Origin of the sequence: Shimia marina (assembly GCF_001458175.1) — a bacterium.
Classification (GTDB): domain Bacteria; phylum Pseudomonadota; class Alphaproteobacteria; order Rhodobacterales; family Rhodobacteraceae; genus Shimia; species Shimia marina.
Genome location: NZ_CYPW01000027.1, coordinates 675,367 through 700,748, shown reverse-complemented (window position 1 = coordinate 700,748; position 25,382 = coordinate 675,367). Strand labels below are relative to the sequence as shown.

General features: G+C 55.3%; 24 protein-coding genes and 1 tRNA gene. 15 read left to right on the top strand and 10 right to left on the bottom strand.

From position 1 onward, the window contains the following. The 4 genes from SHM7688_RS16005 to SHM7688_RS15990 all read left to right on the top strand — a co-directional run. The coding region (locus SHM7688_RS16005; protein WP_058240916.1) for a L,D-transpeptidase family protein at positions 1–1,479 on the top strand (1,479 nt) is incomplete at its 5' end. Positions 1,480–1,511: 32 nt separating this feature from the next. Continuing rightward, positions 1,512–2,603, top strand: a complete 1,092-nt coding sequence (gene lpxD, locus SHM7688_RS16000; RefSeq protein ID WP_058240915.1) for a UDP-3-O-(3-hydroxymyristoyl)glucosamine N-acyltransferase — start codon at positions 1,512–1,514, stop codon at positions 2,601–2,603. A gap of 31 nt (positions 2,604–2,634) precedes the next feature. After that, on the top strand, positions 2,635–2,886 hold the full coding sequence (locus SHM7688_RS15995) for an acyl carrier protein (RefSeq protein ID WP_058240914.1): 252 nt from the start codon (positions 2,635–2,637) through the stop codon (positions 2,884–2,886). A 29-nt stretch (positions 2,887–2,915) separates the two neighbouring features. Continuing rightward, on the top strand, positions 2,916–4,124 hold the full coding sequence (locus SHM7688_RS15990; RefSeq protein ID WP_058240913.1) for a beta-ketoacyl-[acyl-carrier-protein] synthase family protein: 1,209 nt from the start codon (positions 2,916–2,918) through the stop codon (positions 4,122–4,124). Between the two features lie 72 nt (positions 4,125–4,196). Here SHM7688_RS15990 and SHM7688_RS15985 read toward each other — a convergent pair whose 3' ends face one another. Further along, the gene (locus SHM7688_RS15985; protein WP_058240912.1) at positions 4,197–4,802 is read right to left on the bottom strand and encodes an invasion associated locus B family protein; all 606 of its coding nucleotides are present in this window, start codon (positions 4,800–4,802) and stop codon (positions 4,197–4,199) included. Between the two features lie 459 nt (positions 4,803–5,261). Between SHM7688_RS15985 and SHM7688_RS15980 the strand changes: the two genes are divergently transcribed. Continuing rightward, positions 5,262–6,809, top strand: coding sequence for a helicase HerA-like domain-containing protein (locus tag SHM7688_RS15980; RefSeq protein ID WP_058240911.1), 1,548 nt, complete (start codon positions 5,262–5,264; stop codon positions 6,807–6,809). A gap of 71 nt (positions 6,810–6,880) precedes the next feature. Here the strand turns inward: SHM7688_RS15980 and SHM7688_RS15975 are convergent, their stop codons facing one another. The 6 genes from SHM7688_RS15975 to SHM7688_RS15950 all read right to left on the bottom strand — a co-directional run bounded on the left by SHM7688_RS15975 (position 6,881) and on the right by SHM7688_RS15950 (position 12,441). Next, a complete protein-coding gene (locus SHM7688_RS15975) occupies positions 6,881–8,185 on the bottom strand; it encodes a branched-chain amino acid ABC transporter permease (RefSeq protein WP_058240910.1) in 1,305 nt (434 codons plus the stop codon). After that, a complete protein-coding gene (locus tag SHM7688_RS15970) occupies positions 8,182–9,192 on the bottom strand; it encodes a branched-chain amino acid ABC transporter permease (RefSeq protein ID WP_058240909.1) in 1,011 nt (336 codons plus the stop codon). The genes SHM7688_RS15975 and SHM7688_RS15970 overlap by 4 nt, the downstream gene beginning before the upstream one ends. After that, entirely contained in the window at positions 9,192–9,389 is a 198-nt protein-coding gene (locus SHM7688_RS15965) for a hypothetical protein (protein ID WP_144432606.1), read from the bottom strand. The genes SHM7688_RS15970 and SHM7688_RS15965 overlap by 1 nt, the downstream gene beginning before the upstream one ends. Positions 9,390–9,455: 66 nt before the next feature. Then, on the bottom strand, positions 9,456–10,283 hold the full coding sequence (locus SHM7688_RS15960; protein ID WP_083499075.1) for an ABC transporter ATP-binding protein: 828 nt from the start codon (positions 10,281–10,283) through the stop codon (positions 9,456–9,458). Between the two features lie 93 nt (positions 10,284–10,376). Further along, complete coding sequence (locus SHM7688_RS15955; protein ID WP_058240907.1) at positions 10,377–11,159, bottom strand: ABC transporter ATP-binding protein; 783 nt, start codon at positions 11,157–11,159, stop codon at positions 10,377–10,379. Between the two features lie 97 nt (positions 11,160–11,256). Then, complete coding sequence (locus SHM7688_RS15950; RefSeq protein ID WP_058240906.1) at positions 11,257–12,441, bottom strand: ABC transporter substrate-binding protein; 1,185 nt, start codon at positions 12,439–12,441, stop codon at positions 11,257–11,259. 153 nt (positions 12,442–12,594) lie between these two features. Here SHM7688_RS15950 and SHM7688_RS15945 point away from each other — a divergent pair, with 153 nt between their 5' ends. Next, positions 12,595–13,710: a PQQ-dependent sugar dehydrogenase gene (locus SHM7688_RS15945; RefSeq protein WP_058240971.1), complete on the top strand. Its 1,116-nt coding sequence runs from the start codon at positions 12,595–12,597 to the stop codon at positions 13,708–13,710. A gap of 37 nt (positions 13,711–13,747) precedes the next feature. After that, positions 13,748–14,167, top strand: a complete 420-nt coding sequence (locus tag SHM7688_RS15940; RefSeq protein ID WP_058240905.1) for a hypothetical protein — start codon at positions 13,748–13,750, stop codon at positions 14,165–14,167. 12 nt (positions 14,168–14,179) lie between these two features. On the opposite strand, the gene SHM7688_RS15935 is transcribed toward SHM7688_RS15940, so the two are convergent. After that, a complete protein-coding gene (locus tag SHM7688_RS15935; RefSeq protein ID WP_058240904.1) occupies positions 14,180–15,181 on the bottom strand; it encodes a GlxA family transcriptional regulator in 1,002 nt (333 codons plus the stop codon). Between the two features lie 162 nt (positions 15,182–15,343). Here SHM7688_RS15935 and SHM7688_RS15930 point away from each other — a divergent pair, with 162 nt between their 5' ends. Next, complete coding sequence (locus SHM7688_RS15930) at positions 15,344–16,711, top strand: class II 3-deoxy-7-phosphoheptulonate synthase (protein ID WP_058240903.1); 1,368 nt, start codon at positions 15,344–15,346, stop codon at positions 16,709–16,711. A 157-nt stretch (positions 16,712–16,868) separates the two neighbouring features. Beyond that, positions 16,869–16,958 (top strand) — tRNA-Ser (locus tag SHM7688_RS15925). 122 nt (positions 16,959–17,080) lie between these two features. Here SHM7688_RS15925 and SHM7688_RS15920 read toward each other — a convergent pair. Further along, a complete protein-coding gene (locus SHM7688_RS15920; protein ID WP_223229179.1) occupies positions 17,081–17,329 on the bottom strand; it encodes a sulfurtransferase TusA family protein in 249 nt (82 codons plus the stop codon). A gap of 65 nt (positions 17,330–17,394) precedes the next feature. On the opposite strand from SHM7688_RS15920, the gene SHM7688_RS15915 reads away from it, so the two are divergent. From SHM7688_RS15915 to SHM7688_RS15905, 3 genes are read left to right on the top strand one after another with little or no spacing between them, the layout of a single operon-like run. Continuing rightward, positions 17,395–18,147 (top strand): cytochrome c biogenesis CcdA family protein, encoded by a 753-nt coding sequence (locus SHM7688_RS15915; protein WP_058240901.1) that lies wholly within the window; start codon positions 17,395–17,397, stop codon positions 18,145–18,147. 55 nt (positions 18,148–18,202) lie between these two features. Further along, positions 18,203–19,420 (top strand): alpha/beta hydrolase family protein, encoded by a 1,218-nt coding sequence (locus SHM7688_RS15910; protein WP_058240900.1) that lies wholly within the window; start codon positions 18,203–18,205, stop codon positions 19,418–19,420. Continuing rightward, a complete protein-coding gene (locus SHM7688_RS15905) occupies positions 19,417–20,763 on the top strand; it encodes a cytochrome P450 (RefSeq protein WP_058240899.1) in 1,347 nt (448 codons plus the stop codon). The genes SHM7688_RS15910 and SHM7688_RS15905 overlap by 4 nt, the downstream gene beginning before the upstream one ends. A 101-nt stretch (positions 20,764–20,864) precedes the next feature. Here the strand turns inward: SHM7688_RS15905 and SHM7688_RS15900 are convergent, their stop codons facing one another. Next, positions 20,865–22,679 (bottom strand): extracellular solute-binding protein, encoded by a 1,815-nt coding sequence (locus SHM7688_RS15900; protein WP_058240898.1) that lies wholly within the window; start codon positions 22,677–22,679, stop codon positions 20,865–20,867. A 296-nt stretch (positions 22,680–22,975) separates the two neighbouring features. Between SHM7688_RS15900 and SHM7688_RS15895 the strand changes: the two genes are divergently transcribed. From SHM7688_RS15895 to SHM7688_RS15885, 3 genes are all read left to right on the top strand, one after another. Next, a complete protein-coding gene (locus SHM7688_RS15895; protein WP_058240897.1) occupies positions 22,976–23,749 on the top strand; it encodes a 3-hydroxybutyrate dehydrogenase in 774 nt (257 codons plus the stop codon). Between the two features lie 34 nt (positions 23,750–23,783). After that, positions 23,784–24,812: a patatin-like phospholipase family protein gene (locus SHM7688_RS15890; protein ID WP_058240896.1), complete on the top strand. Its 1,029-nt coding sequence runs from the start codon at positions 23,784–23,786 to the stop codon at positions 24,810–24,812. An 87-nt stretch (positions 24,813–24,899) separates the two neighbouring features. Then, positions 24,900–25,382: MSMEG_1061 family FMN-dependent PPOX-type flavoprotein (locus tag SHM7688_RS15885; protein WP_058240895.1), on the top strand; the 483-nt coding region annotated here is incomplete at its 3' end.

The following is a 25,382-nucleotide window of genomic DNA, read 5'->3' as shown; positions in this document are numbered from 1 at the left end:
CGAGATCAGGATATTGCCGCGTTTTACCGCGAAGCGGCTTATGAGCCGCTTTGGACTGGAGAGGGTCAGACCTTCGCAAAACGCCGCCAGGCCTTGATTCAAGCGCTTGCGCGTGTGAGCGACCATGCATTGCCAGAGGCGCGTTACAAGACGGATGACTTGCTGTCTCAAATGGCTGCCGCCAACAGCGCGCGTGATCTTGGGTTGATTGAGGTGGCCTTAACAAAAGCCTACCTCACCTACGCACGGGATCTGACATCAGGTATGCTGGTGCCCTCCAAAATTGATGGTGATATTGTACGAAAGATCGAAAAACGGGAACGCCAAGAGCTTCTTGACAGCTTTGCCAATGCACAAGATGCGAAAGGCTTCTTGCGGGGGCTTGCGCCGCGAACTCCAGAATACACGCGCTTGATGAAAGCGAAGCTGCGTATGGAGCGGTTGGTGTCACAAGGTGGCTGGGGGGCGGTTGTCCCGGTACGCAAGATGGAGCCCGGCGACAGCGGTGCTGCGGTTGTGGCGCTGCGCGATCGTTTGGTTCGGATGGGCTTTATGCAGCGTTCCGCTTCTGCAAGTTATGATGCTGCACTCAAATCCGCAGTGCAGGATTTCCAAATCGCGCATGGTCTTGAAAGTGACGGCGTGGCAGGCAAGGGCACCGTCACAGAAATCAATGTTTCGGCCGAAACGCGGCTGAAATCCATTATGGTTGCGATGGAACGCGAGCGCTGGCTGACGCGTCACGCCGAAGGGCGCGAAATTCTGGTGAACTTGACAGATTTCACGGCGAAAATTCTGGATGATGGCAAGCTGACATTCCGCACGCGATCCGTGGTGGGGAAAAACCAATCAGATCGCCGGAGCCCCGAGTTTTCCGACATCATGGAACATATGGTCATCAATCCAACCTGGAATGTGCCGCGTTCCATTGCCACCAAAGAGTATCTGCCAATGCTCAAGAACAATCCCAACGCCGTGAGCTATCTGCGTTTGGTGAATGGTCGAGGCCAGACGGTTGACCGTAGTGCGATTGATTTTTCTCAATTCACCACCCGGAATTTCCCGTTTGATATGAAGCAGGCCCCAGGCAGCCGAAATGCGCTTGGGTTGGTGAAATTCATGTTCCCGAACAAGTACAACATTTATCTGCACGATACACCGCAGAAGGCCCTCTTTAAGCGGGAAATCCGCGCTTATAGCCATGGGTGTATCCGACTGCAGGATCCGTTTGATTTTGCCTATGCGTTGTTGGCCGTTCAGGAAGACAATCCCAAGCAGTTTTTCCAAACCCGTCTGAAGACAGGCCGTGAAACCCGCGTGGATTTGAAGCAGGATGTCCCTGTGCATATCATCTATCGTACGGCCTACACAGAGGCCAAAGGGCCGGTCCAGTTCCGTCGTGATATCTATGGGCGAGATGCGAAGATCTGGAAAGCGATGGCGAACGAAGGGGTGGCCTTGGCGTCCTATCAAGGCTAAACACGCCTCCGAGATCACCCGGAGGACCGCAGATGGCGTTCACTGTTCAGGAGATTGCGACCGCGATTGATGCGCAGGCGCACGGGAACACAGACTTGGTTGTCGAGCGTGTTGCGGAGCCTGCTTTGGCGGGCTCCAATGACATCGCCTTGCTGACAAACCCCAAATTCGCTGAAGGTCTGTCACAGGGGCAGGCGCGTGTCGCTCTGCTTTGGGATGGCGCGGATTGGGAAGCTATGGGGCTGGAAGCGGCCATCACAGCCAAACGTGGCCGTTATGCAATGTCCGGACTATCGAAAATGATGGATCCGGGGCAGGGGCAACAAGTCGGGATCCACCCCACGGCGCTGATTGATGAAACAGCAACGCTTGGTAAAGGTGTTTCTGTAGGCCCCTATGTTGTGATTGGCGCACATAGCAGCATTGGCCAAGGATCTGTGATTGGCGCTTTTTGCCATATAGGACCGGATGTCACCATCGGCGCAGGAGCCATGTTGCGCGATCACGTCTCCATTGGGGCACGTGTCACAATTGGCGCTCGGTTCTGGTGTCAGCCCGGTGCACGGATCGGGGCCGATGGCATGTCGTTTGTGACGCCCGAAGCCAGCGGTGTTGAAAAAGCGCGCGCCTCGCTTGGGGATCAGGGAGAGGTGTCTGCGCAGGCATGGGCCCGTATTCACTCGCTGGGCGCGGTGACGATTGGCGATGACGTTGAGATCGGCGCAAACACCTGTGTGGACTATGGGACTGTCCGCGATACACGTATCGGTAACGGCTGCAAAATCGACAATATGGTGCACATTGCGCACAATGTGGTTGTGGGTAACGATTGCCTTTTGGCGGCTCAGGTTGGAATCGCAGGCTCTACTGTGATCGGCAACAACGTTGTCATGGGCGGACAGGTTGGTGTCTCAGACAACACCGTCGTGGGCGACAATGTCATTGCTGGGGGCGCCTCCAAAATTCTGAGCAAGGTTCCGGCCGGAGAAGTGGTTCTGGGTTACCCTGCCGTTAAGATGGACACGAACCTGGAAATGTACAAAGCCTTGAGACGGTTGCCGAGATTGGCCAAGCAATTTGCCGATCTTCAAAAAACTGTTTCGAAGTTGGGTTTGAAGTCCTAAACGAACCGACTTCGTTGAAAGGGAAATTGTTATGGACGTCAAAAAGCAGGTGATTGCCATCATTGCTGAGCAGGCCGTGCTGGAGCCATCGGATGTGTCGATGGAGAGCACGCTTGAGGATCTCGGTATCGACAGCCTTGGTCTGGTTGAAAGCATCTTTGCCATTGAGGAAGCTTTTGACATTTCCATTCCGTTCAACGCAAATGAGCCTGAGAAGAGCGATTTTGATATCTCTTCCGTAGCCACGATCATTGCCGGGATCGAGCAACTGGTGAACGCCTAAAACGATCAATCAGCAAAGAGCTCGAAAAAATGAAGCGCGTCGTCATCACTGGAGCCGGGACCATCAATGCCTTGGGGCATGATGTGCCCCAGACCCTTGCCGCAATGCGTGAGGGTAAGTGCGGCATCGGAGAGTTAAGCCTGAGAGATGTAGACCGCCTTGCCGTCAAGATCGGTGCTCAGGTGCGCGGGTTTGAGCCCGATAAGATCTTTAACCGGCAGCAATTGGCGCTTTATGACCGTTTTACGCAATTTGCCCTTGTGGCAGCGCGTGAAGCTCTGGCGCAGTCTGGCCTGGAATTTTCCGGAGAGCTTTCGGCCAAAACGGGGGTGGTGCTGGGCAATTCCGGTGGTGGTATGCAGACCTTGGATGAAAATTATCGCACGGTCTATGAGGACGGAAAAAACCGCGTTCACCCGTTTGTTGTGCCAAAACTCATGAACAACGCGGCCGCCAGCCACATCAGCATGGAGTTCAACCTCAAAGGGCCCAGCTTCACAGTGGCCTCTGCCTGTGCCAGTTCCAACCACGCCATGGCGCAAGCCTTTCAGATGGTGCGCCATGCGATGTCACCCGTGATGATCACGGGGGGGGCTGAATCCATGCTGTGCTTTGGCGGGGTGAAGGCCTGGGAAGGCCTGAGAGTGATGTCCAAAGATGCATGCCGTCCGTTTTCGGCGACACGCAATGGCATGGTGCAGGGCGAAGGTGCCGGGGTTTTTGTGTTTGAGGAGTACGAACATGCCAAGGCGCGCGGTGCGGAAATTCTGGCCGAGGTGATCGGTTTTGCAATGACATCTGATGCCGCAGATATTGTGATGCCGTCACGCCAAGGCGCGTCGCGCGCGATTTCTGGTGCCCTTGCAGATGCGCGTATCAATCGCGAAGAGGTTGGATATATCAACGCACATGGCACCGGTACGGCCGCAAATGACAAAACCGAGTGCAGTGCGGTTGCCGATGTGTTCGGCCCCCATGCTGACAAGCTGATGATCTCTTCTACCAAGTCCATGCACGGCCATTTGATTGGCGGGACCGGCGCGGTGGAACTCTTGGCCTGCATCATGGCTCTGCGCGACGGTGTGATTGCGCCAACGATTGGCTACGAAGAAGCCGATCCGGAATGTGAGATGGATGTGGTGCCCAATCAGGCGCGTGAAGCACAGGTTGATGTTGCGCTCTCTAATGCCTTTGCTTTTGGCGGGCTTAACGCCGTTATGGCATTGCGCCGTGTGTAAGAGCCACTGCTTAACATGCAAAAGCCGCGCGGTGCTTCCGGCGCGGCTTTTGCATTTTTGTATGAGCGTTCTTTATTCCGCTACTTCTCCTGAGGCTTTGCCAAAGGCCTTGGTAAAGCCTGCAAGTGACATGTTGATGTTCACCACCTGAGTTGGGGCCAGCGCGGGCACAATTGTCAGTTGAGCGGCCTTGCCACCTTTGTATTTGGCGATATCGTCCGCGCTCAGGCCAATTCGCGCGACACAGCCCATCTGATTACAGAAGGCAAAAGGGTAGCGGCGTGCGTTTTCACCATCAACAGTCACGGTCAATTGTGAGGTGAGCAAGGTTTCCAGCGGGACAATCACACTTGCACCTGCAACCGCTTCACCTTCAGGCACGGCGAGATCAAAAAGTGTAACTTCAGCAATGGGTGTGCCAGCAGGGTCCTTGAGCAGTTGGTACAGGCGACAAGGACGCGGTTCAGGGCCAGAGGCCGCACATTGCAGATCCCAGTCTCCGATGATTTCAGATGTGATGTCTTCACCCGCAGTTTGGGGCGCTTGCGCTTCTGCTTGTGGCGCGACGGCCTCTCCCATGGCCAAAGACCCATCTGCGAGGGACGGTACGCCCTGTGCTGTCAACTGACTGGCAAATGCTACAAAGGACAAAGAGGCAAGGACAGTTTTTAAGTTCATCGCGTGGTATCCAGGATTTTCGCATAGATCTGCTAGCGCAGTATCATGCGCTCGGGGGAATGTCAGTCACAGCTTGGCTTAAACCTGATGAAAATTAGCAGGTTCTTGCCTGTTATCAGCTTGCTTTGTTGTCTGAAACGAAAACAGTAAAAGCAAAAAGGGCCCGTTGCCGAGCCCTTTTATGTTTTCACTCCCCGTCGGACTGGCCGACTTATTTATTGCCCAAACGCTACGAAGAAACGGCGTGACGGTCAACATGAAAAGGGGATGTTCCTGACTGAAATGTCTAAAAAAAAGGCCGCACATTGTGTGCGGCCAGTCTCAACAGGGAGGAGTTCTTTCCCAAACGGTTAAAGGTTTGATCCGGAACACTTTAGAATGTGGGGTAGAAAGGTTAAAAATGAGTGTGATGCGCCGGACGCGTCGCGATGAATGTATCAAGGATGAGGTAACCCCCTGATGGACGGCAAGATTTTTTTGGGTGGCGGTGGTGTTGACTACGCTGAAAAACAGGGCCTGACGCTCAAATATGCCAATCGCCATGGCTTGATTGCCGGGGCTACCGGCACTGGTAAAACGGTCACCTTGCAGATTCTCGCGGAAGGGTTCTCTGCGGCTGGCGTGCCTGTGTTCCTGTCTGACGTAAAAGGAGACCTTTCTGGGCTGGCGGCGTCGGGAAGCGCAGACTTTAAGCTTCATGGCGCTTTTCAGGACCGTGCGAAAACCATTGGGTTTGAGGATTTTGCCTATCAGGCCTTTCCTGTGACGTTCTGGGATCTCTTTGGGGACCAAGGGCATCCTGTGCGCACAACAGTTGCCGAAATGGGGCCACTTCTTTTGGCAAGATTGATGGAACTCTCTGAGGCGCAGGAGGGCATTCTGAACATTGCTTTCCGGTTGGCCGATGAGCAGGGGCTGCCGCTTCTGGATCTTAAAGACCTGCAGGCGCTTTTGGTCTGGGTAGGGGAAAATCGCGCTGAACTGGCACTGCGCTACGGCAATATTTCCGTCAACTCAATTGGCGCCATTCAGCGGCGATTGCTGGTCTTGGAAAACCAGGGGGCCAACAAGCTGTTTGGTGAACCTGCGCTGGATCTCACCGATTTGATGCAGGTTGCGGCTGACGGCAGGGGGCAGATCAATATCCTCGCCGCAGATAAGCTCATGGCCGCACCACGGCTCTATGCGACCTTCCTGCTTTGGCTGTTGTCAGAATTGTTTGAAACCCTGCCAGAGGTGGGCGATCCTGACAAACCAAAGCTGGTATTCTTTTTTGACGAAGCGCATCTTTTGTTTGATGGCGCACCCAAAGCCTTGGTGGACAAGGTGGAACAGGTGGCGCGCCTCATTCGATCCAAAGGCGTTGGCGTCTATTTTGTGACGCAAAACCCCGATGACATTCCAGAGGACATTCTGGGCCAGCTTGGCAACCGTGTGCAACATGCCCTGCGTGCTTTTACGGCGCGTGATAAGAAGGCGCTGCGCATGGCGGCTGAAACCTATCGCCCCAATCCGAGATTTGAGACGGAGGCCGCAATCCGTGAGGTTGGGGTGGGCGAGGCCGTCACCTCGATGCTGATGAAGAAAGGCGTTCCCGGCGTGGTGGAGCGCACTTTGATCCGCCCTCCATCTTCCCAACTGGTGCCATTAGATAGCGCGGCACGAAGCGCTCTGATGCGTACCTCACCGGTTGCCGGGAAATATGATCAGTCCGTTGATCGCCTTTCAGCCTATGAGATTTTGCGCGATCGCGCGGCTCAGGCGGCCAAGGCCGCAGAAGACGTGGAAGCAAAGGAAGAAGAGCAATCCACTGCGCAGCGCGAATTTAATGCGGCCCGCCGCTACAGCGGCTCCCGCGTCAGTCGCTCCTCGTCCCGGTCCATGCGCATTCGCGCAGACGACAGTTTCGGAGAAGCCATGGGGAAGATGGTGATGAAAGAACTCACCGGCACAACCGGGCGCCGCATTGTGCGCGGCATTCTCGGTGGCCTGTTCAAAGGGCGCTGAGCGCAGCGCTTCTTCTGACCAAAAATACTCTGGCCGAAGGCAAAAGGCGCTCCCGAAGGAGCGCCTTTTTTTCATTTTTCGGGGATCAGGCCGCGTGGGCTAAACCGGAGCACCAACAGGAGCACCACGCCCATGGTCAGTAGACGCATATGCGCCGCGCTTTTGATCAGATGATCGCGCAGCCAGCTGTCCTCAGACAGGCCAGAGGTGATGAACTCCATCAGCCAAAGGCCAAATGGCTCCACCTGAACCCAGAGAAACCAGATCAGAAAGCCCCCCAAGACGGCCCCAAGGTTGTTGCCGGATCCACCAACAATCACCATGACCCAGATCAGGAAGGTATAGCGTAGCGGCTGGTAGGTGCCCGGCGTCAGCTGCCCATCCAATGTGGTCATCATCGCACCGGCAATGCCACAGATCGCAGAACCAAGCACAAAGATCTGCAGGTGGCGATTGGTGACATGTTTGCCCATAGCCTCTGCCGCCACTTCATTGTCCCGAATGGCGCGCATCATACGGCCCCATGGGCTGTTGAGCGCCATTTGAGCCATCACGAAAATCACCAACAGAACAGCCGTGAAGAGGATCGCATAATTGAGCTTCACGAACAGCGACGAGGCTGTGGCGACATCAATGCCCAGACCTTCGGCGTGATTGATGAAGCTTGATGAATTTTGCAGATCAATTTCGTAAGGCACAGGCCGGTCCAGACCCACAACGTTTTTCACGCCGCGTGCAAGCCAGTCTTCGTTTTTCATAACCGCAATAATGATTTCGGCAATGCCAAGTGTTGCAATCGCCAGATAGTCAGAGCGCAATCCCAATGCGGTCTTGCCAATCAGCCAAGCAACACCTGCCGCCAGCAGCCCCCCCATGGGCCATGCCAGCAAGACGGGCAGGTTCAGGCCCCCAAAATTGCCTTGCAGGGCTGGATTGATCGCTTCAACGGCGGCCACACCCGGATCAAAGATACCCCGATAGAGGAAAAAACCACCCATCAGGAGCGCAAATGTGACGAGGTTGCGCGTGCGGCCAGCACTCATGCGCTGGCGCACCATCACCGTGCCAACAATCGTGCCAGCGCCTGCGAGCAAAGCAATCATGATCCGCCAGCCCCCGGCGCTCCAGGCACCCTCAACCGGGGCCGCAGAGGTCAGCACCACGGCCAGACCGCCAAGGGCGACAAAGCCCATGACCCCCACATTGAACAACCCGGCAAATCCCCATTGCAGGTTCACGCCAAGCGCCATGATGGCCGAGATGAGCCCCATATTGATGATCAGCAACGCCACGTTCCAGCTCTGCATGAAACCGGTCAGGATGATCAGGGCAAACACAATGCCAAAGAGCGCGGTGTTTCTCATTGTCTCGCTCATACCGATTTCCCCTTGAACAGGCCGGTCGGCTTAAACAGCAGAACCACAATCAGGATCACAAAGCTGACGGCAAATTTATAGTCGGTGCTCAGAAGCTGCACGAGCCCAGACGGCTCCAACTGTTCTGGCAGCATGTATTTCAGCACTTTTTTCCAGGCATAAGTGATGGTGACTTCCGAGAAGGCGATCACAAACCCACCCGCGATGGCTCCAATCGGGCTGCCAAGGCCGCCTACGATGGCAGAGGCAAAAATGGGCAGCAGCAGCTGGAAATAGACAAAGGGTTTGAAGGTCTTGTCCAGCCCGTAGAGCACACCTGCCGTGGTCGCCAGCGCGGCCACAATCAGCCAAGTGTACATCACCACACGTTCTGGATTGATGCCTGACAGCAGTGCCAGATCTTCATTGTCAGAATAGGCGCGCATGGATTTCCCGGTGCGGGTGCGGTTCAGGAACCAGAACAGTAGCACAACGGCAATCACGGCCACCACAACGGTGATCCCCTGTGTGGTTTTGATCGCCAGACCTTCGCGCAGACCGGTCATCTGTTTGAATTCACGCACCGAAATAATGAAACGTTCGCCATCGGCAAATTTGCGATCATTTGGCCCAATGATAAACCGCACAAGCCCGTTCATGATGAACATCACACCCATAGAGACAATCACAAGGATCACGGGCTTTGCTTTCTGTGTGCGGTAGAATCGATAGACCACCCGATCTGTGATAAGCACCAGCGCCATGGTGCCAAGAATGGCAAAGGGCAGGGCCAGCAGAGCGGTTGGCAGCGGGCCAAAGCTGACCCCCCAATATTGCAACAGATAGGTCACACCAACGGCAATCATCGCGCCAAAGGCCATGGTGTCGCCATGGGCAAAGTTGGAAAACCGCAGAATGCCGTAGATCAGCGTCACCCCCAGCGCCCCCAGCGCCAGCTGACTGCCATAGGCAATCGCGGGGATCAGAACAAAGTTAGAAAGCGCCACAATGGCGTTGAGGAAGTCCATTATTCGTTACCCTCGATTTTTGCATGAGAGTTTTTTGAGAATTTTGCGACCGAGCGACTGATTTCAGTCAAAACTCCGACAATAAGGCCGTAAAATATGATCATCAGACCCTGATCAATGTACGCACCTGGTGATTGCCCGCCCACATATCTGAGCATCGCTTCAGCATCCCCGCCGAAAATGAGGGCTGTGGTCACTCTCAAAGCGCCTCCAAGGCACATGAGGACCGCAACTAGTGAGGCCGTTTTTGTGAAGAGCATACCTCACCCTCCCAAGAATGCTTTGCGGACCTCTTCGTCCGCGAGAAGGTCTTTGCCTGTGCCGGTGTAGGCATTGCGCCCCTGAACCAGCACATAGCCTTTGTCGGCAATCTCCAGCGCCTGACGGGCGTTTTGCTCCACCATCAGGATGGGAATGCCGGTGCGGCTCACTTCGATGATCCGATCAAACAGCTCATCCATCACGATGGGCGACACACCTGCGGTGGGCTCATCCAGCATCAGCACTTTGGGCTGAGTCATCAGGGCGCGGCCCACGGCCACCTGTTGACGCTGACCACCAGAGAGTTCACCCGCAGGCTGATTGCGTTTGTCTTTCAGGATCGGGAAGAGGCCATAGACCTGCTCCATCGTGTCCTTGAAATCGTCCTTGCGGATGAAGGCCCCCATCTCAAGGTTCTCTTCCACGGTCATGGAGGTGAAAATGTTGTTCACCTGCGGCACAAAGCCCATGCCTTTTGCCACGCGATCCTGTGGTGTCAGGCTGGTGATGTCTTCGCCATCCAGCCGCACAGAACCTTGCCGCAGATTGAGCATGCCAAACACCGCTTTCATGCCGGTGGATTTGCCGGCACCATTTGGCCCGACGATCACAGCGATTTCGCCCGGGTTCACCGCAATGGTGCAGTCATGCAGAATATCCGGCCCGTCTTTGCCGTAGCCACCTGTCATGCTGTCGCCGACCAGAAAGGCGTCTGTTGTGTTCATCTCTTTCCCGGTGCCGACCGAACTCACTAGTTCGCCGCCGCCCTTCGGGTTGGTGATAGAGGCATCCTTGTTGCCACGATCATCCTGATAGGGGTTCCCCGTCATCCCAACTCTCCTCGCTGAGGGCGTAAATGACCGTCAAAGTACTGTCGTGATACCGCTGCAATACCGCTGCGATACAGACGCAATACTGACGTCTTATGCGCTCAGCTGTTCCTTGTTTTTGAGGCCCGTGCCAAGATAGGCTTCGATCACCTGTTCATTGGCCTTGATCTCGTCCAGCGTGCCCTCGGCAAGCACTTTGCCTTCGGCCATGCAGATCACTGGATCACAGAGACGCCCAATGAAATCCATGTCATGTTCGATCACCACAAAGGTGTAATTGCGCTCTTTGTTCAGGCGAATAATCGCATCCCCGATGGTGTTCAGCAGGGTGCGGTTCACGCCTGCGCCCACCTCATCGAGGAAGACGATTTTGGCATCCACCATCATCGTGCGGCCCAGCTCCAACAGCTTTTTCTGACCGCCCGAAATCTGCCCGGCTTTATGATCCGACAAGTGCTCAATGGTAAGGAATTCAAGCACTTCGTCGGCTTTCGCCCGCAAGGCGCGCTCTTCGTCAGCGATCCGTTTGCGGCCAAACCAGGTGTTCCAGAGCGTTTCACCAGACTGGTTCCCCGGCACCATCATCAGGTTCTCGCGACAGCTCATGGAACTGAACTCATGCGCGATCTGGAAGGTGCGCAGCAAGCCCTTGTGAAACAGCTCATGGGGTGGCAGGCCTGTGATGTCCTCACCATCCATGGTGACACGGCCAGAGGTCGGTTTCAGAACCCCGGCAATCACATTGAAAATTGTGCTTTTCCCGGCGCCATTTGGCCCGATCAGCCCGGTGATGGAGCCAGGCTCGATCCGAAGGGTGGCACCATCAACGGCACGAAACCCTCCAAAGTGTTTGTGAACGTCTTCTGCGACGATCATATGCTATCCCCCGTGAGCCTGTTTTACGCTCTTAAAATTTGAAGAAGCCCGGCACATGACCGGGCTACTCAGTGTCTACCTGCAGTGTAGCGCGATCTTAGCGATACTGGGCGGTCGTGATTTTGCCGCCTTCGATCACGATTTCACGATAGCCACCTGCGGCCTCGCCACCATTGATCAGTTCGACAGCAGTCGCGCCCACATAGTCAATCTCACCGCCAGCGGCAAGGATTTCAAGGGCCTTGTCCAATTCACCCGCAGCAATAGGCTCACCCGGTGCGTTTGCGATGTCTTGGATTTTTGCAGAGTATGCAGCTGGATCACTGGAACCTGCTGCCTGCATTGCCAACATGATCAGAGCGGCTGCGTCATAGCTTTCGCCGATGTATGGGCCAGAGGCGTCAACACCGGTGGCTGCAGCGGCTTCCAGCACGACGGATGGATCTGCGGCTTCGCTCCCCGGCAAAGTGCCAATCGAGCCTTCGATTTCATCGCCGAAGGTGGTTTCAAGGCCGGTGCCGATCATGCCATCTGGCAGGGCGAACATGTCAAATGCACCTGTGTCCAATGCGGCACGGATCATGCCAGGGCCACCTTGGTCAACATAGCCCGCGACGATCAGGATATCGCCACCCGCAGATGCCAGCGCGGCAACCTCTGCAGAGTAGTCCGCTTTGCCATCTTCATGCGCAGAAGATGCGGTCACTTCGCCACCGGCCGCTTTGAAGGCAGCTTCGATGCTGTCTGCAAGACCTTTGCCGTAGTCGTTGTTTGTGTAGGTGATGGCCGCAGACTGAAAGCCTTTTTCAATCAGGACATTGGCCAGAACCTGGCCCTGACGTGCGTCGGAAGGTGCTGTGCGGAAGAACAGGCCGTTGTCGGAGGCATCAGACAATGCCGGGGACGTCGCAGACGGAGAGATCATCACCATGCCGTTTGGCACAGCCACATTCGCCAGCACTGCACCGGTCACACCAGAACAATCCGCGCCCATGATGCCCTTGACGCCATCAGAGGTGATCAGACGCTCAGCAGCAGCGGTTGCAGCGGCGGAGTCAACGCAGGTTGAGTCTGCACGTACAGCAGAAACAGTGGATCCACCAAGCAGCTTGCCGCTTTTGGACACTTCTTCCATTGCGATTTCCGCACCGGCAGCCATCGCTGGGGTCAGCGATTCAATTGGGCCTGTGAAGCCAAGGATCACGCCCAGTTTGATATCTTCTGCGGATGCAGCTCCGGCCAGCAACGCGCCAGCAGCAGAGGCCATAAGCAGCTTTTTCATTGTGGTACTCCCTAATGGTACTTTTTGTTTTTCCGGCTGAGAGCCTATGCGCCGTGGTTTCAAAAGAAAAGGGCCGAATGACTGATTTTTGATCATCTTTATCGCCCTGAATATGAGATACTTACAGGTATCATTTTGGAATAGGACATGGGCATGAAGCGTTTTCCGGCAATGAGCTTGGTATGTATGTGTTTGTTGGTGTTTGCAGCACCACAGGCGCAGGCACAGAGTATTGAATCCTCACAAGGACGCTTGAAGGTCAAAGCGATTGTGACCAATCTGGAGGAGCCTTGGGCGGTCGCGCACCTGCCTGACAAATCCATGCTGATTACTCAGCGCGGAGGAGAGCTGTTCCACATCTCTCCGCAGGGTGCAAAGACGCAAATAGCTGGTGTGCCAGAGGTGCACGTCCAAGGGCAGGGTGGGCTTTTGGATGTTGTTGTTGACCGAGATTTCGAAAGCACAGGTCTGATCTTTTTCAGTGCTTCCGTAGCCCAAGCCCGAGGATCGGGTACAGCCGTGTTTCGCGCAGAGCTTTCGTCTGATCGGCATAATCTAAGGAATGTGCTCAAGATTTTTGAAATGGCGTCGGGTAGCTCTGGTGGGCGTCATTTCGGAAGCCGCATAGTTGATGCTGGTGACGGGTCGTTGTTCGTCACAATTGGAGAAAGAGGTGATCGGCCCTCTGCACAGCAACTTGGCCGTCATGAAGGTTCCGTGGTGCGCATCAATAAATCGGGTGGAGCCTACACGCAGAACCCTTTTGTGGGAGCAGATAACGCCTTGCCAGAGATCTGGTCTTATGGCCACCGCAACCCACAAGGCGCAGCATTGGATGTCTCCGGGCAGCTCTGGGTCGTTGAACATGGTGCCAAAGGTGGAGATGAGATCAACGCTATTCGTAAAGGACGTAACTATGGCTGGCCGGTCATTTCGTATGGTAAGCACTATTCTGGCTTTAAGATTGGTGAGGGCACGCAGAAAGAAGGAATGGAACAACCGGCCTTTTATTGGGATCCTTCCATCGCGCCATCTGGCTTGATGATCTATTCTGGCAAACTCTGGCCAGAATGGCGCGGCCATTTCTTTGTGGGCAGTCTGAAATCTGATTATATCAGCCGCCTTTCTGGCGCGGCACTGCAGGAGCGTGAGAGGCTTCGAGGACCTGCAACACGGCGTGTGCGTGATGTTAGGGAGGGGCCAGATGGAGGTATTTGGTTTCTTTCGGTGGACAAAGGCACCCTTTACCGGATGACACCGCGTGACTAAGCTTCTGCATATTAAGGCTTTGGTGCTTGAGGATTCTATGAAGAAATTTACTGCCTATGCGGCTTTATTGGCCATTTGTACGGCGAGTGTGACGCAGGCTCAAACAAATCAGCGCACGCAGTTCAATCAAGGTTTGGCAATGTTCAACGAACTGGTCATGCAGCATGAGCTGGGCGAGGCCATAGACCTTATCCAAATCGACAAAGCCTACGGGGAAAAGGACATTGAAGCCCTCAACGATGTGCTTCGCAAAACAGTGCCAGACGATTTTGTCGGTAGTAGCACGGTGCAGTCGGCTGCCCTTAAAAATGGCTTTCGGCAGGAGTTACTTGCCTACTGGACCGAGGCAGGGGATTACTTTTACGTCTACATCCTTATGCACCGGCGAGAGGACGGTTTTGCAGTTCTCAATTTGCAATACGGCAAGGATGTACAGGAGCTCCTTGGCCTTTTTTGACCAAGGCGCGCATCAGACAGGTGTCTGGGCGCTTTGAGATCCGCGTTCCCTGTAGGGGGTTGTCTCGTAATGTGCTCGGTAGCACTTTGAGAAATGGCTGGGCGATGCAAAACCACATGCAAGCGCCACATTGATCACGCTCATGTCCGTTTGCATCAGCAAGTTGCGTGCTTTTTGGAGCCGCAGTTCCATATAATATCGCTTGGGGGACCGGTTCAGGTAGCGGCGAAACAGGCGTTCCAGCTGACGCGTTGACATGCCGACATCCTGGGCCAGCAGAGAAGGGCTGATGGGTTCTTCGATATTGGCTTCCATCATTTGGATAACCATCGACAATTTCGGGTGACGGACGCCAATGCGTGTTGGAACAGAAAGGCGCTGTGTGTCCTGATCGGTTCGAATAGAATTGTAAATTTGCTGATCTGCCACCCAATTGGCGATATCCTCCCCCAGATCCTGAGCAATAAGTTTCAAGAATAGGTCAATCGAAGACGTGCCGCCAGCTGTCGTCATGCGGTTGCCATCGATGGTGAAAACAGCTTTGGAGAGCTCCACTTCATCGAATTCTTCTGCGAAACTGTCTTGGTTTTCCCAGTGAATCGTCGCGCGTTTGCCATCCATAAGGCCGGCTTTGGCCATGGTAAAGGCGGCCGTGCACAGGCCTACGATGGGTGGCCCTCGGCGTGCTTCGCGGCGCAACCAGTTCAGAAGGCGTTTGGTTGTGGCCTTTTGAATTTCCAAACCACCGCATAACACAATCGTGTCATCGCGCTTCAATTCTTCGAGCCCTACATCCAGTTTGATGGTGGTTTGCGTCGAGCAGGTTACCGTTTCGGTTTCTTCACCGCAGAGAATCCAAGTGTAGTGTTCTCTGCCCAATCTGCGGTTCGCCAGACGCAAACAATCGATCGCCGAAGCGAAAGAGAGCATGGTAAAATTTTCGAGAAGCACAAACACGAAACGCCGGGAAGTCTCGTGACTAGTTGTCGAAGCGGCGGTTGAAGTGTTTGACATCGTTTCGTTTTCCCGGTTGTCTTAGGCGCAGTGTTACGCCTTTGATTGAGTGACTAGACGAACTTTTGACCCCACACGTCAAGGCCCGATATTTCATCTATGGTCCTATCACAAGAGCTTTTGTATAAGTGCGGTTCAACCTGTCCAATCGGAGTAAAGACAATGGCAGAATGGCAAAAATCTGACTGGCGCGCAAAGCCCCGAGTTCAGATGCCTGAATATACGGATGAGGCTGCGCTTAAGGCTGTGGAAGCCAAGCTTGCAAGTTATCCGCCGTTGGTCTTTGCCGGCGAAGCGCGTCGCTTGAAAGCTCAGCTGGGTGCCGCTTCTCGCGGTGAGGCCTTTTTGCTGCAAGGCGGCGATTGCGCGGAGAGCTTTGAACAGTTTAGCGCAGATGGCATTCGTGACACCTTCAAGGTGATGCTGCAGATGGCAATGGTGCTGACTTATGGTGCAAAGGTGCCGGTGGTCAAAGTCGGTCGGATGGCTGGGCAATTCGCCAAGCCTCGCTCCGCACCAACAGAGACACTCGATGGCATTGAGCTGCCAAGCTACCGTGGCGATATCATTAATGATCTGGCCTTTACGCCAGAGTCGCGCATTCCTGACCCCAGCAAGATGTTGCAGGCCTATACGCAGGCCGCTGCGACGCTGAATTTGCTGCGTGCCTTCTCCACGGGCGGGTATGCTGATGTGCATCAGGTGCATTCTTGGACGCTTGGATTCACCGAAGGTGAAAAAGCCGCAAAATACCGCGACCTTGCCAACCGTATCAGCGATACGCTTGATTTCATGAAGGCCGCTGGTGTGACATCAGACCGTCTGCATTCTCTCCAGACAGTTGATTTTTATACCAGCCATGAATCGCTGCTTCTGGAATATGAAGAAGCGCTGACACGTATGGATTCGACCTCGGGCAAATGGCTTGCCGGGTCGGGGCACATGATTTGGATCGGTGATCGCACACGTCAGCCCGATGGCGCGCATGTGGAATTTGCCCGCGGTGTACAGAACCCTGTCGGTTTGAAATGTGGCCCAACCACGACGGCAGAGGACCTCAAGGTTCTGATGGAAAAACTGAACCCTGAGAATGAAGCAGGGCGCTTGACACTGATTGCGCGCTTTGGTGCTGGCAGTGTTGGCGATCATCTGCCGCGCCTGATCAAAGCTGTTCAGGAAGAAGGGGCCAACGTGCTTTGGACCTGTGATCCGATGCATGGTAACACCATCAAATCAGCCACGGGCTACAAAACGCGCCCGTTTGACAGTGTGCTGCGCGAAGTGCGGGAGTTCTTCGGCGTTCACAAGGCTGAGGGCACCATCCCTGGCGGTGTGCATTTTGAGATGACTGGTCAGGATGTGACAGAATGTACAGGTGGTGTGCGGGCTGTGACGGAGGAAGATCTCTCCGCACGCTATCACACGGCCTGTGATCCCCGTCTGAATGCGAGCCAATCGCTTGAGTTGGCCTTCTTGGTGGCCGAAGAGCTTTCTAATCGGGATCAGGTGGCAACGGCAGCAGCTGTTTAAGCCTGTAAAAGCAAGTATTTAAGGGGCTGCGCTTTGGCGCGGCCCTTTTTTGTTTTAAAAAGCGAAAATAACCTCAAATTGCCTCTTGCATCTCCCCGGTGGTTAAAGCTAAACACCGCTCCACAGAGAGGCGGTCACTTGATCGACACTCTGATGCGGAGAGGTGGCCGAGTGGTCGAAGGCGCACGCCTGGAAAGTGTGTAGGCGGGAAACCGTCTCCAGGGTTCGAATCCCTGTCTCTCCGCCATAAAACTTCTTGCACCACCGATAGAAATTATTTGTGTGAACACATTCTTATCTATGCGTAGTCCCCCCGAGTCTGGGAATTCCAAAGGGCGATCTGCAATGTCCGTTCAGCATTTTTGCTTGTCAGCCTTTGCGGATTATAAATTCCAGCTGCCCGTTTTTTTCTGTCATTCCAACGAAGCTGTGGCCTGATTCATTGCAGAAATGGGGGACGTCTACGATGGCTGCGGGATCATCAGCGATCAGACGCACCTCTGCGCCAGATTGCAGGGGTTCCATACGCTTGCGTAAGCGGAGAACAGGGAGGGGGCACAGCAGCCCGAGTGCGTCTATTTCCAGATCCATAATCCTCACATAGGCGCGATGTTTCATTCTGTCCACAGGGATGTTACCAGCGGAGAGGTGACCTTCTCAAAGACATCCTCTAAGTGAGAGATATGTTTGGAATTGATATCATAGACGCCGGGCTCTTGCCGGCGATGGTCGTGGCGCTCGTAGCGGGCACCATCTCCTTCCTCAGCCCCTGTGTGCTGCCAATTGTGCCGCCGTATCTCGCCTATATGAGTGGCGTCAGTATGTCAGAGTTGACGACGCAGGAAGAAGCGCGTCGCAAGGCCATTATAGCTGCGCTCTTCTTTGTGCTCGGTTTGTCGACAGTGTTTCTTTTCCTCGGTTTCACGGCGTCAGCGTTTGGGGCATTTTTTCTGCAAAATCAGGAGCTTTTCAGCAAAATAGCCGGCGGCGTGGTGATCATTTTTGGTCTGCATTTCCTCAACGTGTTCCGGATCCCGTTTCTTGATCGCGAAGCCCGTATCGAGACAGGTGACAGTGGCGGATCCGCCTTTGGCGCCTACGTGCTTGGGCTGGCTTTTGCCTTTGGCTGGACGCCCTGTATTGGGCCGCAATTGGGGGCGATTTTGTCGATCGCTGCGGGAGAGGCCTCTATCGCACGCGGAACCATTCTTCTGGGTGTTTATGCTGCGGGGCTGGGAATTCCCTTTCTGCTGGCTGCGATCTTCCTCAATCGTGCCATGGGTGTGATGAACAAGATCAAGCCGCACATGGGAACAATTGAGAAAGTTATGGGCGGTCTTTTGCTCTTTGTCGGCATCATGCTGTTGACCGGTGCCTTCTCAACCTTCTCTTTCTGGCTTCTGGAAACCTTTCCGGCACTAGCAACCCTCGGATAAGGCTTAATTTTGCCGAATTGAGCCGCTACACTCTGACAAAACGGAGAGGCGGCTCATGGGGCAAGGCGAGTTTACATCAGTGCGGCGGCGCCGGGTGTTTTATATACCCGGCTACGACCCGATCCATCCGCGCCGGTATCGCGAGCTGTATCGCAAGGAATCCGCTGCGCAGGCCGAAACTTCTCAATACGATATTCAACTTGCGGCAAAGGTCGCGGATGGCGGACCTTATGGCTGGCATGTTACGAGCACGCAGGATGGTGCTGAGACGGCCACAGATGTCGAGGTGCTGATCTGGTCAGACATCGTGCGTGGCAGCATGGAGCAGGGCATTCTGGCGACCTATGGCCAGCTTGTGCGCACAGCTTTCACCTATATTGGAAGCGGCGCATTGTTGCGCTTGATGAAGTTGCGCAAAGGGCCTGTCATTGCAGCTCTGTATCCCGTTTGTTTTCTTTTAATTCAATTGCTTATTGCAATTGGTTTAAGTTGTCTCCTGGGCGCGGCTCTGATGCGATTTTTGCCGGAGTGGACCTTTGTTTTTGGTGCGGTGGTGCTGTGGCCTGTTTTGCGGTGGTTCCAAAAAAGCGATGGAAAGTTTTTCGCCTATTATCTTATGCATGACTATGCCTATTCGGCGGCGTCCAAAGGTGCCAATCCGGAAGATCTGGAAGGCCGGATGGCGGAATTTGGGGCGCGGATTGAGGCGGCTTTGCAGGAACCTTATGAGGAGGTTCTGGTGGTGGGGCATTCCAGCGGGGCGCATCTGGCGGTGTCGATATTGGCAGATCTTCTGCGCAAAGGTGCGGTGCGCGAAGAGGGGCCGAAAATCGGATTTCTCTCATTAGGTCAAGTGGTTCCAATGGTTTCTTTTCTGCCAAAGGCATGGCGTTTGCGGGCGGATCTGGCCTTTCTCTGTCAGCGGCAGGAGATCACTTGGGTGGATGTCACTGCGCCCGGTGATGGCTGTGCGTTTGCGCTTTGTGATCCCGTTGCGGTCTCAGGGGTGGCACCAGCGGAGGGGAAAATCTGGCCTTTGGTGGTCTCCGCAGCCTTTACGCAAACGCTTAGTGAAGAGCGTTGGGCGGAATTGCGCTGGCGGTTTTTTCGGCTGCATTTTCAATACCTTTGCGCCTTTGATCGACCGGGAGATTATGATTATTTCCGCATCACAGCCGGGCCCAAAACACTGGCTGAACGTTATGCAGACCGCAAACCTTCAGGGTCGCGGAAGGAAGGTGCCGTGAACAAATACACTTCGGTGGCGCCATGATCCCGCCAAAGCCAACACCGCGGCCTGATAAAGTTTCGCTGCATCAATACGTTAGACTGTTTCGCAAAGACCTGCTTTCGGCGCAGCCGCAGAGGCTTTACCGCGCCTGGATGGCCGAGTTTCGCACGCCGTTTTTCCGGTCCTATATGATCAATCAGCCCGCGCTGATTGATGAGGTTCTGAAACAGAGGCCAGATGATTTCCCTAAATCTCAAAGGGTTAGCGAGGGTTTGAAACCTCTTTTGGGGGACTCTGTATTTCTGACCAACGGCGAGGTCTGGAAGCAGCAGCGACGGATCATTGATCCGGCTTTTGAGGGCGGGCGGCTGCGCGATACCTTTCCGGCGATGTGGGCGGCCAGTGAGGCAGCGGTGCAGCGTTTGTCACAGCATGATGGGCAAGTAATTGAAATAGAAGAAGAAACAAGCCATGCTGCGGCGGATGTGATTTTTCGGACGCTGTTTTCGATCCCGATTGATCACGAGGTGGCGGGGCAGGTTTTTGATGAATTCCGGACCTATCAGCGCAGTGCACCTATTGTTAACCTTGGTGCATTTATCCCTCTACCACGTTGGTTTCCAAGGTTTTTTCGAAAAGACACAAAGCGCACGGCGGCCAGTATTCGTGGGTTGATCACGCAGCTGACCGAGGCGCGTATGGCAGAGATCACCGCCGGGTCCGCGCCGGATGATCTGGCCACAAAAATCATGACAACCACGGATCCTGTCACAGGAAAATCATTTGATACCAATGAGATGGTCGATCAGGTTGCGATCTTTTTCTTAGCGGGGCATGAGACCAGTGCCTCTGCGCTGGCCTGGGCGCTGTATCTTTGCGCAGCCTTTCCCGAATGGCAGGAGAAAATCGCCGAAGAAGCGGCAGGGCTGACCCCGGATTTTGCGTCCATCAGCAAGCTGCGCATCAGCCGCGATGTGTTTCGTGAAGCGCTGCGGCTCTATCCGCCTGTTCCCATGATGGTGCGGGAAGCGAACTGTCCACAAACCTTTCGTGAACGAAATATTCCTAAAGGTTCTCAGGTGGTTATCTCGCCGTGGCATCTGCATCGACAGGAGCGGCTCTGGGACAATCCGGATGGGTTTGATCCGGCGCGGTGGCACAGTGAGAATGGCAAGACATGCGCGCGTGAAGCCTTTGTGCCGTTTTCAGCGGGGGCGCGGGTGTGTACCGGGGCGGGCTTTGCGATGGTGGAAGGTGTGCTGATGCTGTCGATGATTTTGAAGCATTTTCGCATCTCGCCAGAGGGGCCGCCGCCAGTGCCCATTGCGCATCTGACAGTGCGGTCGCGTCATGGCATTAACCTTCGGCTGGAGCGCCGGAAATGACGTCGGTATTGCGTCGGTATCCCAACGGTATTGCGACGGTGGATTTCAGGCCCTCTGCGGGTTAACGAAAAGGGCGCCCGAAGGCGCCCTTGTGCGACAGATCACTGCTGATACCACCACACACCGGGCAGCCATTCGACCCCATCGCCATAGATCGGCAGCTGCTCTGGATAGTGCAGCTCTTTTTGGTGGGCGACGCGGCCGACGGCATAGTTCCAGATCGGGATCACATAGCGGCCTGTGGTCAGCACCCGATCCAGCGCCTTGGTGGCGGCGACGAAATCTTCCTGTGATGTGGAGGAGAGCATTTTGTCGATCATCGCGTCGATGGCCGGAGATTTCACACCCATCAGATTGCGTGAGCCTTCCTGATCGGCGGCGTCTGACCCCCAATAGAGCAGTTGCTCATTGCCGGGGCTGAGCGAAATGGCGCGGCGGTAGTTGGTGAGGTCAAAATCAAAGGCATTTGTGCGCAGTTTGTATTGTGGCCCGTCCACCAAAGTGATGGTCACCTCTGCCCCAAGGCCTTCAAGCGCTTTGGCATAGATGTCTGTGATGGCCTTGTTCTCGGTGTCGCCCTGTTTGAGCAGGACCTCAAGGGAGAGCACCTCGCCAGACGCGTTTTGCATTTTACCATCGACCACGGTCCAGCCTGCGTCTTCCATCAAGCCCATGGCCTTGCGCAGGTTGGCGCGGTTGCGCACCGATCCGTTGGATTGCGGCAGGCTATAGCCGGCGAGCGCCTCGGGGGGCAGGCTGTCTGCGAAGGGGGTCAGAAACTCTGCCACGCGGCCGGTTGCAGGGCCGTCTTCCATGCCGAGCAGGGAGCCGGAGAAATAGGAGGTGATCCGAGGCTGGCGACCGCCGGTCATCGTGTCGTTGATGAACTCGAAGTTGAAGACATGCATCAGAGCGTCACGCACGCGGATGTCATCCAGAGGCGCACGGCGTGTGTTCATGACAAATCCGGTGATGCCGGAGGGCTTTTGATGGGGGATTTCCGATTTCACAATGTCGCCGGATTGCGCGAGGGGGAAATCATAGCTGGCGGCCCATTTTTCTGCGTTGAATTCCCGAAGGTAAGAAATCTCACCGGCTTTGAACGCTTCAAACATCACGGCATTGTCGCCGAAGAAGTCGATTTTGATTTCATCGAAGTTTTGTGTGCCCTGGCGGAAGGGGAGATCTTTGCCCCAATAGTTTTCGTCCCGCGTGAGCGTGACAAAGCGGCCTGCTTCAAAATCGGAGATCACATAGGGGGCGGTGCCGATGGGCACATCCTGAAGCGTGATGTCTTCAAACACTTTGCCGTCAAACTGTGCCTTTTGAAGAATCGGACGCAGGCCCGCGATCAGGGCGAGTTCCCTGTTGTCGGTGTTAAAGGTGAGACGCACGGAACGGGGGCCGGTGGCTTCGATCTTTTCGACCTGTTGCCAGAATCCGAGATAGCGCGGGTGTCCCACCGTGCCGAGGGTTTCATAGGACCAGATCACATCTTCGACGGTGACCGGCGCGCCATCAGAGAATCGGGCCTCTTCGCGCAGGGTAAATTCGACCCAGGAGCGGTCTTCGGCTGTTTCAATCGATTCGGCGAGCAGACCGTAGAGCGCAAAAGGCTCACCCCAATTGCGGCCCATCAGAGATTCATACGCAAAAAAGCGCAGCTGCCATGGCACGGTGCCTTTGCGCACGAAGGGGTTGAGAGAATCAAAACTGCCGCTGTTTCCGGTGATAATGCGCCCGCCTTTGGGGGCGTCGGGGTTGGCATAGGGCAGGGCCGTAAAATCGGCGGGCAGGGCCGGATCGCCATACATAGCAATGCCATGACGCGGCTCCGCCTGCGCTTGAACACCAAGAATCACAAGGGCGATAGCCGCGGTCATCCGCTGCATTTTGGGGAAACATACTGATGTCATTGCAGAGACAATCCTGTTGGTTGCTTGTTTTGCTTGCTGAAAAAGTAACGGCGGATTCGAGGCTTATCAAACTTTTAGCTTGGAGCCCGGCGTCATAACGCTTATAAAGGTCTCACTGCTCGATAGGTTTCTTGCCTGTATGAAACCTGCCTCAATAACTTCACGCCCGCTTCGCGCGGGCGTTTTTTTTGGCCCGAGCTTTGCCTACGTAAGACTACGGTGCGAGTGCATAGCCCCTTATTTTGCGGGTGCAGCATGCTATGGTGCGGCCAAGGTATTTCAAGAGAGGCGGCATCATGAGCTTGAAGGGTAAAACGGCAATTGTGACGGGGTCGAACTCGGGAATCGGTTTGGGCATTGCGCGTGAGATGGCGCGAGCCGGAGCCGACGTTGTGCTCAATTCTTTCACCGACCGCAACGAAGATCATGCATTGGCAGCAGAGATTTCGGCGGAATTTGGCGTGAGCGCGCGCTATGTCGCGGCGGATATGTCCGATGGGGCGCAGTGTCGCCAGTTGATTGAGACCGCCGGGGGCTGTGACATTCTGGTGAATAATGCGGGCATTCAGCATGTGGCCCCGATTGACGCGTTCCCGGTAGAGAAATGGGATGCGATCATTGCGATCAATATGAATTCGGCGTTTCACACCACGGCGGCGGCTTTGCCACATATGCGCCAGCGTGGCTGGGGCCGGGTGGTCAACATTGCCAGCGCGCACGGGCTGACTGCATCGCCTTTCAAGGCGGCCTATGTGGCGGCCAAACATGGGGTGGTGGGCATGACCAAGACTGTCGCGCTGGAAACCGCAGAAGAGCCGATCACCTGTAACGCGATCTGCCCGGGCTATGTGTTGACGCCATTGGTGGAGGCGCAAATCCCGGACACCATGGAGAAATATAACATGGGGCGAGAAGAGGTGATCAAGAAGGTCATGCTGGAGCGTCAGCCGAGCCGGGAATTTGCTACGGTGGAGCAATTGGGCGGCACGGTGAATTTCCTCTGTTCTGATGCGGCGGCGCAGATCACCGGCACCACACTCAGCGTCGATGGTGGCTGGACCGCCCTGTAACAAAGAGGTTTGACCCAGATAGGAGAGAGGTCTCATGAAGCGCATCAATCTGGCACTACAGGGTGGGGGCGCACATGGGGCTTTCACCTGGGGCGTCCTGGACGTTCTGTTGCAAGATGAGGACATTGAGATTGCCGGGATCACCGGCACCTCGGCAGGGGCCATGAATGGGGCCGCGTTGAAGGCGGGCATGCTGCGAGATGGGCGGCAGGGCGCGCGCGACAGTCTGCGCTGGTTCTGGGAGCAGATGGGCGCCCATCAGATGCCGGGCATGGATCTTTGGTTTGCGGCGGTGCCGCCGGGGGCGGTCAGTCGGGCGATGGATTATAGCTGGCCGTTTATGGCAGCGGATATGTTGCAGCGGATGACATCGCCCTATGCGATGGGGCCGTTTTATGAGCACCCCCTGCGCGATATTGTCGATCAGCTGAGTTTTGATCTGGTCTGTGCGGAGGCGGGGCCGGAGCTGTTTGTCTGTGCCACCAATGTGCGCAGCGGCAAGGCGCGGGTGTTTTCCGGACAGGAGATCAGCACCGAAGCTTTGCTGGCTTCCGCCTGTCTGCCAACCCTGTTTAAGGCGGTGGAGATTGCCGATCCGGAGACAGGCAAAACCGAAGCCTATTGGGATGGCGGCTATACTGGCAATCCTTCGCTCTGGCCGCTTTACAAGCGTGATTTGCCCGAAGATGTGGTGATCATCAACATCAACCCGCTGCGCCGCGAAACCCTGCCGGTGACGCCGCAGCAGATTGGCAATCGCATCAATGAAATCAGCTTCAACGCCTCTTTGATGAGTGAGCTGCGGGCGGTGGCCTTTGTACAGCGGCTGATTGATCAGGGCGCGCTGACACGGGAAGAAAAACGCGAGGTAAAAGTGCATATGATTGCCGATGATGACCTGATGACGCGCCTGTCTGTGGCCACCAAAAGCTGGCCTGTGACCTCGGTACTGCTGCACCTCAAAGAGGCGGGTGAAGCGGCGGCCAAGCAGTTTCTGAGCGCCCATAAGGCGGATCTGAATGTGCAGGGCACCGTGGATCTTGCGGCGATGTATGGGGTCTGAGCGGCGCTGTTTAAAAACAAGTTTTGGTAAAGCGCATGCTTTGAGCTATGGAAGTCGCGGGTATTTTTGAAAGAGAACGAGGGTGTTATGACGCCAGAGAAGCTGAGAGAGATTTACGGGGAGGCCTCGCCCCACGCATCCAAGAAAGTGATTTCCCATTTTGATGCGCATTGCCGCAGCTTTATCGCGCATTCTCCGTTTCTGGTGCTTGTCACATCTGATGGCACCAATCTGGATGCCTCCCCAAAGGGCGATCCGGCGGGGTTTGTGGAGGTGGAGAGTGAGACAACTCTGCTGATCCCGGACCGTCCTGGGAACAATCGGATTGATGGGCTGCTCAATATTCTGGCGCATCCGAAAGTCTCTATCCTGTTTATGATCCCCTCGGTGGCGGAGACGCTGCGGGTGAATGGGGTGGCAGAGATCAGCGATGACCCGGCGCTTTGCGCGCGGTTTGCCATTAAGGGCCGCGCGCCCAAAACGGTGTTGCGGGTGCGGGCAGAGGAGATTTTCCTGCATTGCGGTAAAGCGCCGATGCGGTCGGGGCTCTGGAAGCCGGAAAGCTGGCCA